Source organism: Rhodanobacter sp. MP1X3, from assembly GCF_014207165.1.
Lineage (GTDB): Bacteria > Pseudomonadota > Gammaproteobacteria > Xanthomonadales > Rhodanobacteraceae > Rhodanobacter.
This window is the reverse complement of the sequence record NZ_JACHCO010000007.1, coordinates 53,825-67,846: the sequence shown is the minus strand read 5'-3', so window position 1 is coordinate 67,846 and position 14,022 is coordinate 53,825. Positions and strand designations below refer to the sequence as shown.

Here is a 14,022-nt window from a genome sequence, read left to right as displayed (position 1 = left end):
GACGTGCGACAACGCCAGCGGCCGCTTTCACTTCACGCTTTCACTTCATCATCAAAACGATCACGGTTAAAGTCGCCGCAGTGTGCCAAGCGAGTGCCATTGCAGGCGCTCTCGCAAAAACCACAGGACATCCGAAATGCATGACGTCAGCAATTACCAGGCGACTGCCGAATGGGCGCAAGCCCACGATGCAGCCGACCCGCTGCGCGCGTTCCGCGACGAATTTCTGATCCCGCCGCACGAGGGTACTGACGGTAAAAAGGTAGACAGCGTTTACTTCTGCGGTAATTCGCTGGGGCTGCAGGCGCGCGGTGTGCGCGACGCCGTCAACGCCGAGCTGGATTACTGGGCTGAGCTCGGCGTGGAGGGCCATTTCAAGGGTCGCCAGCCGTGGCTGAACTATGAAGATTACCTACGCGACGACCTCGCCCTGGTCGTCGGCGCCAAGCCATCCGAAGTAGTCGCTATGAACACGCTGGGCGTGAACCTGCATCTGCTGATGGTGAGCTTTTATCGCCCGACCAAGGATCGCCCCGCGATCCTGATCGAAGCGGGTGCCTTCCCCACCGATCGCTACGCGGTGGAGTCGCAAGTCCGCTTCCACGGCTTTGATCCGGCCACCGCGCTGATCGAACTGGAGCCTGACGAACCGAACGGCCTCCTATCGATGAGCGCGATCGAACGCGCGCTGGCAGAACACGGCTCGCGCATCGCGCTGGTGATGCTACCCGGCATCCAGTACCGCAACGGCCAGGCGTTCGATCTCAAGGCAATCACCACGCTGGCACACAGCCACGGCTGCGCGGTCGGCTTCGACCTGGCGCACGCCGTCGGCAACCTGCCGCTGCAATTGCACGACAGCGGCGTCGACTTCGCGATCTGGTGCCACTACAAATATCTCAACGCCGGCCCCGGCGCGGTTGGCGGCGCCTTTGTGCACGAGCGTCATGCCGATGCCGTGTTGCCACGCTTTGCCGGTTGGTGGGGTCACGACAAGGCCACGCGTTTCCAGATGGGTCCGGCGTTCGTGCCGATCCACGGTGTGGAAGGCTGGCAGCTGTCCAACCCGCCGATTCTTTCGCTGGCGCCGCTGCGCGTATCGCTGGACATGTTTCGTCGCGCCGGCATGCATCCGCTGCGCGAAAAATCGTTGCAGCTCACCGGCTATCTCGAGTGGCTGGTGAATACCCAACTTGCTGGCGTACTGGAAATCGTGACCCCCAGCGATCCCAACCGCCGCGGCGCGCAGCTCTCCATCCGCGTCGTCGGTGGCCGCGAGCGCGGCCGCGCATTGTTCGATTACCTGATGGACCACGGCATCATCGGCGACTGGCGCGAACCCGATGTCATCCGTATCTCGCCTGCTCCGCTGTACAACCGTTTCACGGATTGCCTGGCGTTTGTTCAAGCAGTGCGGGAGTGGGCGAAGTAAGAAACGATTCGGATTAACGAGCAACGATCTGCGCGTTTTTCCCGGAGCGATAGACAATCTTCAGACGTTGATAGACCGTCATCACGGCGGTGCCATAGTCCCTTGCCAGCTGTTGCGTATGGCTGTGGTAATAGCCAACGCCGAGTACCGGATCACGTGTTTCGCGCATGCCGTCGTGCAGGATCTTCGCCGCCACCGAGATATTGGTTCTTGGGTCGAGCAGGCTTAGCGGATCGCGAACAGCGTCCCGGTGCATCGGGTAGTAGACCTGCATGATGCCCACGTCCTGGACGGTGGCATTGAGCTGGCTTGCCACAGCCATCTCCATCTGCACGTGATGCCGTTCGCCAACAACCAGGCGATCGTTGACCCGGAACAACCAAGGGGTCGGACCGATGTCACCACCGGGATGCAGCGATCGCGACTCGACCAGCGCGATGCTGTAAAGCAGCAGCGGATCGACGCCAAACTCCTTGCCCACCTGCGCCCACAGACTTTGATGCGAGGCGATATTCAGATCGGGCTCGGCGATCGGCATCATCAAGTCCATCGTGCTGACGTCCGACAGCGACGCAATAGCGGATGGCGAATCGGAGCGCATCGCCGGAGCCGCTTTCGGCAGCACTACGATAGATTCAATATCGTCCGTTTTCTCAGTCAACACCGGGGGTGCGATAACCGGCCTGGCAACGCTTTTTGCCAGTGTTTGCGAAGTCACTGGCGCACTCAGCATCGCGTGACTTTCAAGCTCCGGCTGCGAATGCGCCACGCCGCTCACCAACGGGATGGCGATAGCGCCGAAGGCCACGCAGAGCGAAAACGCGGTCAGTGCCCTGCGCCTGTTGATTTGATCCCACGCTGGCCAGGGCCAGCGCGCCACACGATTTCCGAGAGCCGCCACCGTTTTCGCAACATCCACGCCGCGCAGCGCGGAGAACAATGCTGCATGCAAACGGGCCATATGCGCCGATGCAGAAATGCGCAGTGCGGCGCTACTCAAACCATGCAGCGAGACCTTGGATGTTGGCGCTGGCCTGGTCCATCGCTCTGACCACGACGCGGGCGCGGATACGACCAGCGACCAGTCCACTGCCGCTGATTGCGCGGCCAGCCTGGCGGATTTCCAGCACGCAGGCGGCACGAGATAAACCCGTTTGGGCCTGCGCAGGGAAGCAACGGCAGCAGGTCGTTTGGCGCTCGTATCGGAGGCAACCATGTTTATCAGAGCCACCGAACGCCAAGCATCTGTAATCCATCCATCAAACCATTCACAAGCTGATTCACTGCACGCGGCAGTGCAAAACTGTTATCCCCGCATCGGCTCTTGGCCGTGCGGAATGCGCCGAAAGAGTGACGTTTAACGGCTCGACGCGGATGTCCATGATAGTCGACCAGCACGAAACATGGATATTCTGGCTCAAAGGCCATCGTGCATAGCCATCCATCGACTGCCTGGGCCGCTTTCAAGTCGGCTCAGACTTTCCCTACTACCGCTCTATTCAACGTCGATGGGCCGTCGCTGTCTGCTTCTTTCGCAACGGTATCAGCCTCCAAAATAGACCCTCATGTTTCTCAAACCCCTCTAATGCTGCAAAACATATCCGTAGACAGGACTCTTTCATGACCAAAACGTCGGTTACATCAACTGGGCCTCTATCGGATTTTGAGATACGTTGGGTATTCGGAAACATAACGAAATCACTACGACAGAAAATCGTGACTTTCTGGCTGCAGGAAGGAGCACTCGCGAATCCGGATGAGGCATGGCGCCGATCATGGGAAGTAGCGTGCGTTCTCCACAACGTGGAAAGTGACAGCATCGCTGGCGCTTGCACGGTGGCGATACGTCTCGATGACCAGGGCGTGTCCTACGGATTTGTCCGCATGTTTATCCGTCCGGCGAGTCGACTCGCTGGCTTGAACGTTCGTTTGATGGAAAAGACGATCGAAGGCTTCAAAGGCCTCGTACGCGAAAACGGCGCACCTGGCCACCTGGTCGCCACCGTCGAAAATCGCAAGCTCGAACGTCGAGCTGTCCAAAAAATTCTCACAAAACTCGGCTTCACCCAAGCCGGTAGAACAGTCGATGGCGAACTCGTGATCCAGCGCAGTCTGCGCTAGCAACGTAAAACAACACCGGCCATTAGAAATCATTCAAGCGTCAACTGGCTAGCGCAAGTTCCCTGTTATTTGGATGTTGGTCAGATGCCGAACTCGTCGGGAAGAAATGCCCAACCGGGTCCATCTGCATTTCATCACAGCCTATCCCCGCATAAAAAAGCCACCCTGATAACCAGGGTGGCTTTTCGTTTCAGACCACGCGTCTTTTAGAAAGCCACGTTTAGCGCCATGCGTGCACCCTGATCCCTGGCATCACTGGCGAACTGACCGTGATAGCTCGTATCCACGCTCACGCTCTTGCTCAGCTGCAGGCGCAGGCCGAAGTCCAGTACACCCGAGCTCTTGGCCACCGGCACACCGGCCACCGTAAAGCTCGTCGTGCCGCCGTTGGCGAAAGTCTGCTGATCGATCGAGCGCAGATCACCCCACGCCTGCTGGAAGCCCAGACTCATGTGCAGTTGCACCACCGGTGACGGGTTGTAGGCACCACGCAAGCCCACCGTGCCGTAGTTCACCGCCGTCCCATTGGCCTGCACATCCAGCGCTGCCGCCGCTTCGTTGCCCTCGTTGATCGCCCCCTGATGGATCCACACACGCGCCACATCGGCGTACGGCGTCAGACTGCCCTGGTTAAAGGTGAACTGATAACCGCCATCCACATACGCCTGCGTCACGCCGTTGTTGTAGCTGGCGGTGGCGCGATCCTCGATCCCGGTCACATCGATCTGACGATGGCTGCTCGTCTGGTACCAGCTGTGCGCCGCTCCACCCTGGAACTGCCAGGCACCCACGTCCACGCCGGTGTACAGGCCAAACACCGTATCGGTGCTATGCGCATCGCCCGAACCGTAGGTCGTGTTGTTCGACAGCTGGCCAGAGCCGGCCACCGCGCCCACACGCCACGCATCGAGGTTGTGATCGGCACCCACCAACAGCCCGCTGCCGTTGCTGCCCATCCGGGCCGCATTGCCGTCGCTGTCGTTGTTGCCACCGTGGCCCCAGGTGCTGGCCCACACGCTGCCCTGATCGTCGGCCTGGGTCGTCTCGCCCGTGCCCTGCGCACCCTGCAGGTGGTTGTTGATCGCATCACGCACGTAATGGCTGTCGTCGATGATCGCCGTGCGCGTGCTGGCCAAGCTGTCGCCGGCCAGTTCGTTAAACACCGTACGCGCCGGATCCGCTGCCAGCGGCACCACAGCCTCGTAAACAGCACTGTCCGTACCCAAGGCCTCGATGGCGGCACCCGTATGGATCTGATTCGGCGTCACGCCGACGGTGGGAAATCCGACGTTATTACGCAGCAAGGTCAGATACGCATCGTTGGCATCGTAGCTAAGCGTCGGGGTCAGGAAAGCAAAGTTGTTGCTCGCCGTGCCGAAGGTGCCGCTGACACCGCCACTCGCCGTCAGGATGGTGTAGCGGGTCTTGGCATTCCAGTTGCTGCCCGCCTCCATCGCCACCACCGAGCCACCACCAAGCGTGGCTTTACCAGTTGCCTGAATCAAATCGCTGCTGCCGGTATCGGTCGCGTTGAGCTGATAGGTCGAACCGGCGGCCAGGGTGACGTTGCCGTTCACCGTCAGCGTGCCGATGGCATTGCCAGCCGGCGACACCACGCCCCCGGCGGCGATTGTCATGCCACCGGTGCTGCCGTTACCCACCAGGGTTGCACCACTGTCCACGCTCACCGCGCTGGTCAGGCTGCCTTCCACGTCCAGCGTACCTGCCGCCGCTTCCGTGCTGCCGGTATAGGTGTCCGCACCGGTCAAGATCAACGTACCGGCACCGGTCTTGACCAGATCGCCCGCTTGCGTGCCGTCACTGATGCCACCGCTAAGCGTGGTGCTCAGGCCGGTAGCCACGTTGATGGTCGGATCGCCCGACAGCGTGATCGCGTTGGCCAACGTGAAGCTGTTGGCGATATCCAGCGTCGTGCCTTGCGCCATCGCCAGCGTGCCGCTGCCGATCGAGGAAGCATTGCCCAGCACCAGCGTGCCGGCGTTGAGCGTGGTGCCGCCGCTATAGCTGTTGAGCCCGCTCAACGTCAAGCTGCCCAAACCGGATTGGGTCACCCGGCCGCTGCCGGAAACGATGCCGGCAAAGCTCACATCATCGGACCGATCGAATGCCAGCGTGCCGTTGTCCGTGACATTGCCGACGATCGAGCCGATCGTGCCGCCGTTGCCCAACTGCAGCGTACCGGCACTGATCGTGGTGCCACCGGTGTAGGTGTTGGTGCCGGTCACCGTCAAGCTACCCGGACCGGACTGGGCCACGCTGCCAGTACCGGAAACCACCCCGGCAAAGCTCACATCATCGGAACGATCAAACGCCAGCGTGCCGTTGTTGGTGACATTGCCAGCAATCGAACCGGTCGTGCCGCCGTTGCCCAGTTGCAGCGTGCCAGCGCTGATCGTGGTGCTGCCGGTATACGTGTTGGCCGCGGTCAATACGGCGGCACCGCTGCCGAGCTGCGTCACGCCGCCCGTGCCGCTGATCACCCCATCGATGGTCACCGCACCGGCCCGATCAAATGCCAGCGTGCCGTTGTCCGTGACATTGCCGGCGATCGAGCCGGTCGTGCCGCCGTTGCCCAACTGCAAGGTACCGGCACTGATCGTGGTGCCACCGGTATAGCTGTTGGCGCCGGTCAGGGTCAATGTGGCACTACCGGTTTTTTCCAGCGTGCCATCACCGGACACTACGCCGGCATAAATGCCGTTCTGCGTCTGATCAAAATCAACCGCCACCGTATTGCCCGCGGCCGGTGCAAAGGTCACGTTGCCCAGCAGACTGGTGGTGTTGGCCGCCAATGTACCGGCGACGATGGTCCACGCCTCGCTGGCATTGCCCGTACCCGTCAAGGTCCAGGTACTGGAACCGGTCTTGGCAAAGTTGGCAAAGCCCTGATATTCGGTGCCGCTACCGACGGCGCCGATCTGCGAAACATTGAAGCTGTCGTTGGTGACGCCACCCAGATCGAGAGTGTCACCGCCCTGGGTCGCACCGCTAGTGCTGATGACCTTGCCGGTAAACGCGTAACCGGCATCGATCTCCAGCGCGTTGTTGCCGCCGCTGAAGTCGACCGCATCGGCCTGCGTGCCGTCCGCGCCCAGACCACCGGCAATGCTGCCGCTATTGACCACGATCGAGTTACCCGTCGACACCACGCCCACGCCACCCGCACCGCCTACACCGTCGGTGCCGGCACTGCCATTGGGTGCCGTGCCGTTGCTGCCGCCCGCCCCACCGGTGCCACCCAAGCCACCGGCACCGCCCACGATGCTGCCGCTGTTGATCACGGTAAACGACGAACCACTGACACCGGCACCGCCCGCAGCACCGGCGGCACCGTTACCGCCGTTGCCGTTGGCACCGCCGTACGAGGAGCCCGTGTTACCTACCGCACCGATGCCACCGGCACCGCCGGTGACCGTACCCGTGTTGGTCAGTGTGAAGGACGAACCGGCGACACCCGCGCCGCCGATGCCGCCAGCGCCCGCCGCACCGCCCGCGGACAGTGCGGAACTGTCATTGCTGTCGCTGGCACCGTAGTGGCCCAAACCGCCCGCGCCGCCGCTGATGGCACCCGCATTGGTGATCAGCAGTTGCGTGCCACTGATACCGGCACCACCGGTGCCGCCGGTGCCGCCCGCGCCGGAGGTCGCGCCGGTTGCATTGCTATAGCTGCCGTAGCCACCCGAACCGCCCTGACCGCCGGTGACAACACCCGTTGCATTGTTGGTGATCGTGGCGTAGCTCCCACTGATACCCGCACCGCCGGTGCCGCCGGTGCCGCCTGCCATCGCCGCCGCAGTCGTAGCATTGTCCCCGGGCTCGCCACCAAAGCCGCCGTAGCCGCCATTGATCGCGCCATTATTGACGACCTCGAAGTGATCGCCGCTGATACCCGCACCCCCGACACCCGCCACACTCGCGATACCACCTGCGCCATAGCTGCCTGTCGCGCCGCCACCCGCCATGGAGCCGCCACTGCTGCCACGGCGACTGTAGCCACCGTAGCCACCTCGGCCACCGGCGATAGTGCCTGCCGCTTCGTTCGTCACGTTGAAATAGCTGCCCGCCACGCCGGCACCACCGGCGCCGCCCACACCGGCCACGCCACCCGTACCGCCGTTGCCAGGCGCCGCGCTGCCGCTGGAGTAGCTGCCGCTGCCCGCCGAGCCCGCGGTGCCTGCCGAACCACCTGCGCCGCCAAGAACGAGACCGCTGTTGTCCAGGCTGAACTGGGTACCGCCCACGCCGACGCCGCCGTTACCGCCATTGCCGCCGACACCTCCGTTGCCGCCGGCCTGACTCGCATCGGTCGTACCGTGGGCGCCGTAACCACCCTGACCGCCGCGGCCGCCGTAGCCACCGGCAATGACGCCAGCATTGCTCAAGGTGAAACCGGTACCCGTGACGCCGTCGTTGCCCGCGCCGCCCGCACCACCGGTGTAGCCGTTGCCAGCCGCTCCCTGGCTCGCGTTCGCGACCCCGCTGCCACCACGACCGCCATAGCCACCGGCACCACCACCGATAAAGCCCGTGTTGGTCAAGCTGAAACCCGTGCCACTCACGCCGGCGCCGCCCGCACCGCCGGCGCCGCCGCTACCGCTGACCGGCGTCGTACCCGGCCAGTATTTCCCAGCACCACCCGAGCCGCCTTGCCCCCCAACGACCTGACTGTTGTTGGTCAGCACAAAACCGCTGCCGCTGATCGCTGCGCCGCCCGCTACGCCGTTGCCGCCAGCACCGCCGTACTTGAACGGCGAGCTACCCGCCGTGCCACTGGCGCCGGTCACGGTCACGCCGGCACCGGCACCGCCAACCACCAGCGTGGTGCTGCTGGACAGGGTGATGCCACCGGAGAAGTTGCTGCCACTGCCGTCCAGGTCAAGCTCGCCCGTTTCGACCGCCGACGCGCCGCTGATGCTGGATGCACCGTTGAGAATCAGCGTGCCGTAGTCGTTCTTGACCAGGCCGTCAGTGCTCTGCAACACATTGTCGATCGTGGCGACATCACTGGCGCTAGCCGTGGTGCCATCACCTACGTTGATGACCGGTGCGTTGCCCTTGGCATCGGCGACCAGCGTCAACGCATCGCCGTTCATGACGTAGCCATCGGTCATGAACTGCAAGCCGGTAGCGGATACCGCACCCGCGCTGTCGTCTACGCTGACCGTGCCTGCAACGCCGCCGAAGATCGCGACACCCGGCTGCGGGATCATCGGCGCCGATACGTCGCCATTGACGTCGGTCCAGTTTGACGAAGTCGTCGACCACGTACCCGTACCGCCGCCCATCTGCGTGGGCGACGCCAGGCCGTTGCCGTTCCAGATGTTGAGTGCTTGGCCACCGGTGTTGACCAGATTGATCTGCTTGTCCGTCGTCAGCGTCTGGATCACCAGCGTGTCGCCGGCCGGCACCGTTCCGAACGTGATGCCGCCATTGGTTTCGGTCAGCGTGCCGCTGTAGTTGAACAGTCGGTACAGGCCCGAGCCGAAGTCAGGATCGGCGTTGACGTTGAGCGTCGCGCCATTCAGCGTCAGGTTGCCGCCGACATTGACCAGATCGCCGGTGCCAGCCGTACCAAAACCGGCACCCGGGGTGCCGAACTCGTAATCGAGCACGCCGCCCTGCGCGACGATCAGGTCACCGTTGACTGTCAGCGTACCGATGCTGCCGCTGCTACCCGGAGCAAGATGCGCACCGTTCGCGACATCCACGTTCCCGCTCACCGAACCAAAGCCGCCGAGCGTTGCGCCACTATCAACGCTGGCATCGCCAGCAATCGATGCAGCGGCGTTGGCGCTGTCACCGATCAGCAGCGTGCCGCCCTGGACGGTCGTCGCACCGGTATAGGTGTTGACGCCGTCAAGAACCTGCTGACCAGCAGCAACAACCATACCTCCGCTGCCCGCGATCACACCGCTGAACGTACCGTTGGCGTTGGTCAGTGACAACGACTGTGTACCCAGGTTGACATTGCCGCTGCCGTCCAACGACACGATGGATGCGCCGCTGGTCGTGTTGCTGATATCGAACGTGCCGTTGGCAATGACATCGCTGGAGCTGGCGATGCTGCCCGTGCCGGTCAGTGCCAGCGTAGCGCCGGTGTTGATGGTCGTGCTGCCGGTGTAGGCATTGGCGCCGCCCAGCGTCTCGCCGCCCGCCGCTACCGTGAGGCCGCCGCTGCCGGCAATGACGCCGTCGAACTCATCGAATGCGTTGGTCAACGTCAGCGTCTGTGCACCGAGATTGACGTTGCCGCTGCTGTTACCGTTCAGCGAGATGATCGATGCGCCGTTGGTCGCGTTGCTGATATCGAACGTGCCGTAGTCAATGACGTTGTACGCGTCCGCAACGCTGCCGTTGCCGCTCAGTGCCAACGTGCCGCCGAAGATCGCGGCATTTCCGGTAAACGTGCTGGCACCCGTCAACGTGAGGGTACCTGTGGCATCGTACTGATAGAGCCCGCCGCTGCCGCTGACCACGCCGTTGTACGTGATGGCATCGCTGCGGTCGAAAAGCAGGTAACCGTTGTTGGTCACGTCACCGACAATGGAACCGGTCGTCCCCTGGTCGCCGATGAGCAGATCAGTGTCGTTACCGATCGTCGTACCGCCGGTATAGGTGTTGTCTCCGGTCAGAACTTCAATGGGGCCTGCGACGCTGAGGCCACCGCTGCCGCTGATGACGCCAGCGAAATTGCCGTTGGCGTTGGTCAGTGACAACGACTGTGTACCCAGGTTGACATTGCCGCTGCCGTCCAGTGACACGATGGACGCGCCGCTGGTCGTGTTGCTGATATCGAACGTGCCGTTGGCAATGACATCGCTGGAGTTGGCGATGCTGCCCGTGCCGGTCAGTGCCAGCGTAGCGCCGGTGTTGATGGTCGTGCTGCCGGTGTAGGCATTGGCGCCGCCCAGCGTCTCGGTGCCCGCGCCCACCGTGAGGCCGCCGCTGCCGGCGATGCTGCCGTCGAACTCATCGAATGCGTTGGTCAACGTCAGCGTCTGTGCACCGAGATTGACGTTGCCGCTGCTGTTACCGTTCAGCGAGGTGATCGATGCGCCGTTGGTCGTATTGCTGATATCGAACGTGCCGTAGTCAATGACGTTGTACGCGTCCGCAACGCTGCCGTTGCCGTTCAGTGCCAACGTGCCGCCGAAGATCGCGGTATTTCCGGTAAACGTGTTGACGCCCGTCAACGTGAGTGTGCCGGTGCCATTGTATTGATAGAGCCCGCCGCTGCCACTGACCACGCCGTTGTACGTGATGGCATCGCTGCGGTCGAAAAGCAGATAACCGTTGTTGGTCACGTCACCGACAATGGAACCGGTCGTTCCTTGATCGCCGATGAGCAGATCAGTGTCGTTACCGATCGTCGTACCGCCGGTATAGGTGTTTTCGCCCAACAGGATTTCAATGGGACCTGCCACGTTGAGACTTCCACTACCGCTGATGACGCCACCGAAGGTACCGCTGGCGTTGGTCAGTGATAACGACTGTGTGCCCAGGTCGACATTACCGCTGCCGTCCAGCGACACGATGGATGCGCCGTTGGTCGTGTTGCTGATATCGAACGTGCCATTGGCAATGACATCGCTGGAGTTGGCGATGCTGCCCGTGCCGGTCAGTGCCAGCGTGGCGCCGGTGTTGATGTTGGTGACGCCGGTGTAGGTATTGCCTGCGGTGAGAATGGTCGTGCCGGCCAGCACATTGACTGCACCGTTACCGCTGATCGTCGGATCGAAGGTGTAGCCGGGATCGGTGTGGTTGAACACCAGGGAACCCGTACCCGCGCCGAAGGTGACGGCGCCGGTATTCAGCGTACCCGCCGCTGTCGCGGCATTACCTGCGGCCGCACCGATGTTCAGCACACCGATCGAGCCTGCATCCGCCGCAATCGACACGCTGTCGCCCATCACCGAAGCACCGTTGGCGATGGTCAGCGTGCCATTGCCGCCATGGTTGCCAACCACGATCTGGCCGCCTGGCTCAACTGTCACCGATGAACCTGCATCCGTCACGGTCACCGCGCCGGTCGAACCGGCCTGGTCGGCGATCGAGAGGAAACTGCTGTCGACCGAGCCGCCATCGGAAACCGTCAGCGCGCCGCTGCCGTATTTACCGACATTGATGCTCGCCGCCGCAGTGACATTTGCGCCGCTGGTGACGGTGACCATGCCGGTATCGCCGGCGTTCTGGCCGATGTTGAGTTCGCCCGTGCTATTGACCGATGCGCCATTGCTCGCCGTCAGGCTACCGGTGCCGGTGCTGCCCACCTGGAACGGCGTGCCGCCGGCGGTTGCGGTGATGCTCGACCCGGCGCCGTCCACGATCAACGTACCGTTGTCGATAACATTCCCGGTGCTGGTCACACTGCCGCCACTGGTGATCGCCAGCGTGCCGCCGTTGATCGCCGTGTCGCCCGTGTAGGTATTCGTGCCGGTCAACATTTCATTGCCAGCCGAAAGCGTCAGACCACCCGTGCCACTGATTGCACCACCGAACGTATCGTTGGCGTTGGACAACGTCAGCGACTGGCCGCCGAGTAACACCGCACCACTGGTGCTCCCGCTCAACGAAGCGATGGTGGCGCCGTTGTTGGTAGCGCTGATATCAAACGTGCCGTTGTCGACCAAACCACTGGATGCGGCGATGCTGGCATCACCGGTCAGCGCCAGCGTACCGGCGCTGACCGTAGTAAGACCGCTGTAGCTGCTGGTGCCGTTGCTCAACGTGAGCACGCCGGTACCCGACTGCGTCAGATTGCCGGCGCCAGTGATCGCACCGTCGAAGGTCACGTCGTCGGAGTGGTCAAAGGCCAACGTGCCGTTGTCGGTCACATCACCCATGATCGAACCAGTGGTGCCGCCGTTACCGATCTGCATTGTGCCGGACTGGATGACATTACCGCCGGTATTGGTATTGGCGCCAGTCAGTACCAGCTCGCTTGCGCCGTTCTGATAAAGCGCGCCGGTGCCGCTGACCACGCCACCGTAGGTCACTGCATCGCTGCGGTCGAACACCAAAGCACCGCTATCGGCAACGTTACCCGTGATGGAACCCGTAGTGCCACCACTGCCCACCTGCAGGGTGCCGGCACTGATGGTGGTGCCTCCGCTATAAGTATCAGCTCCTGCGAGTATCAGTACGCCATTACCACTCTGGGTCAATGAACCCGCACCAGAAATCACGCCGGACACAGTGAGATTGTCCGTGCTGGTGTCGACGGTAAGTGCGGATGTGCTGCTGTCGAGTTCTATGGCATTGCTCAGGCCCAGACTGCTGTCTTGGGCAGCAATCGTGGCGGTACTGCCGGAAGCGAGTTCGATTGCGCCGTTGATAGCGGAGCCGGTCTGCAAATCCAAGGTGTTGTTGATGCCACTGAACAAGATGGCATCGGCTTGCGCGCCGCTGCCACCATTGGCGAAGCCACCGCTGATGGTGCCGCTATTGACGATCGAGAGGCTGCTACCCGTAATTCCAACGCCACCGGCACCGGCACCGCCGTTATTATTTCCGGCTGAACCGCCTGCGCCACCGCTAATGACCCCTGTATTGACTAGGTTGCCACCCGCGGCATTCGTAAACACTACTCCAGCGCCACCGGCACCACCTGAGCCACCTGTTTCATAACCGGTTGAACCGCCTGCACCGCCTGCACCGCCCGTGACAGTGCCGTTGTTGGAGAAGGTCGTGCCGGTACTCGAGAGCAGCACGCCGCCGCCGCCCTGGCCGCCGCCACCGCCGCCGCCTTCTCCGCCATTGCCGCCCCAGGCGCCACCCATTCCGCCAGCGCCACCGGTCACCGATAAACCAGCGCCCACGGAAAAATTGCCGCCGGTGCTTACGACACCAAAACCGCCGCCGCCGCCGCCGCCGCCGCCGCCGTCGACAAATCCGCCGACATTATTAGTCGCGTTGCCACCGGCACCGCCCACGCCGCCGCTCTTGCTTACGGCAAGAATGGTGGTGGACGAATAGGCGCCACCGACGCCACCGCCAGCGCCCCCTGCTCCGCCGTTACCGCCATTGCCCCCGGCCGCACCTTGACCGAGCAATATGCCGCTAAAGTACGAAGCGCCGCCGCCGCCGCCGCCGCCATAATCCCACGGGCCCGAAAGATTCGTTGCGCCGGCTTGGCCGACCGGATTACTTCCCGTGCCACCAGCACCACCGCTAGCGCCGTTTCCGCGTCCTCCATTGCCTCCGTCTGCACGCACTTCAGTGGGTGTCACGGCAGCCAGAGCAAGCGCCATCGCGCAAGCCAGCATCAGGGGATGTCGAATGAATCCTCGAATACGACTCGTTGAACTGGAGCCAGCACCGCCCTGTGAGGAACTCGCCAATTCGGAAACCACTTGTGGCACGCCGAGCGTGCGGTTGAAGACAATGCGGTAGATGCGATTCATGGTGGAGCTCCCTGTGGTGTTACTAAATGAAATGGCTTGCTAGTT

At 62.7% G+C, this 14,022-nt stretch carries 4 protein-coding genes; 2 read left to right on the top strand and 2 right to left on the bottom strand.

The window, feature by feature from the left end:
- The first annotated feature begins 136 nt into the window (after nucleotides 1-136).
- Nucleotides 137-1,432 carry a kynureninase gene (gene kynU, locus HDE79_RS17420; RefSeq protein WP_184603810.1) on the top strand — a complete coding sequence of 432 codons (1,296 nt, stop codon included), beginning with the start codon at nucleotides 137-139 and terminating at the stop codon, nucleotides 1,430-1,432.
- Between the two features lie 13 nt (nucleotides 1,433-1,445).
- On the opposite strand, the gene HDE79_RS22095 is transcribed toward kynU, so the two are convergent.
- Nucleotides 1,446-2,648 carry a transglycosylase SLT domain-containing protein gene (locus tag HDE79_RS22095; RefSeq protein ID WP_255488490.1) on the bottom strand — a complete coding sequence of 401 codons (1,203 nt, stop codon included), beginning with the start codon at nucleotides 2,646-2,648 and terminating at the stop codon, nucleotides 1,446-1,448.
- Between the two features lie 500 nt (nucleotides 2,649-3,148).
- Between HDE79_RS22095 and HDE79_RS17410 the strand changes: the two genes are divergently transcribed.
- Complete coding sequence (locus HDE79_RS17410; protein ID WP_184603808.1) at nucleotides 3,149-3,553, top strand: hypothetical protein; 405 nt, start codon at nucleotides 3,149-3,151, stop codon at nucleotides 3,551-3,553.
- A gap of 206 nt (nucleotides 3,554-3,759) precedes the next feature.
- Here HDE79_RS17410 and HDE79_RS17405 read toward each other — a convergent pair whose 3' ends face one another.
- Nucleotides 3,760-13,977: an autotransporter-associated beta strand repeat-containing protein gene (locus HDE79_RS17405; protein ID WP_184603806.1), complete on the bottom strand. Its 10,218-nt coding sequence runs from the start codon at nucleotides 13,975-13,977 to the stop codon at nucleotides 3,760-3,762.
- Between the last annotated feature and the right edge of the window lie 45 nt (nucleotides 13,978-14,022).